The organism is Oleiphilus sp. HI0080 (genome assembly GCF_001635135.1).
Window position 1 is genome coordinate 1 of the sequence record NZ_LWFU01001216.1, and the last position, 757, is coordinate 757.

Here is a 757-nt window from a genome sequence, read left to right on the forward strand (position 1 = left end):
CAGTACGTGTCACGGTCGCCGCCGCATTGCCCGACGAGTCTTGCACGTTGTAAGTAAGAGAATACGTGCCAATGACGCTGGCATTGACGCTGCCAGTCACGCCAATGTTACCGGTAATAACACCATCGATGTTATCGGAAGCGGTTGCGCCGGCATCGGTGTAAACCGTGCCTACCTCGTGATCGACAGGATCAGAACCAAGTAGCGTGATGACTGGGATGGTCGTGTCGACCACATTGACGGTGCGCGTAACTTGCGTTGCGGCATTGCCTGTGGCGTCAGATACATCGTAAGTCAGAGCATAAGTGCCCGCTACGGCATCGTTCACCGAACCACTTACCAAAATCGCTGAAGTGAGTGTTGCATTGTCATCAATAATATCGGTCGCTGCTGCGCCAAGATCCGTGTAGGTCGTGCCTTGCTCGTGTTGTACCGTAGCGGCGCCATTCAGTGTAATTACTGGAGCGGTGCGGTCAGCCACGATCACGTCACGAGTGACTGTCGGCGCGGCGTTGCTCTGAGAGTCGGTGACGTTGTAGGTGAGTGTATAAGTGCCTGCAACATTTGGATCGACAGCGCCAGTTGGGACGATGGAACCAGATAGATCGCCATCGGCTGCATCGGAGGCGGTCGCGCCAGGATCAGTAAATGGCGTTTGCAGTTCATGCAGGATCGGGTTGCTGCCCAGTAGGGTAATGGTCGGCGCGCCGGTATCGACGACGTTCACAGTACGTGTCACGGTCGCCGCCGCATTGCC

The 757-nt window shown here is 56.1% G+C and carries 1 protein-coding gene; it reads right to left on the reverse strand.

Annotated elements, in window-relative coordinates; genetic code table 11:
- A partial coding sequence (locus tag A3751_RS21275) for a DUF5011 domain-containing protein (RefSeq protein WP_156492717.1) occupies positions 1 to 739 on the reverse strand: 739 nt, incomplete at its 3' end.
- Positions 740 to 757 lie beyond the last annotated feature (18 nt).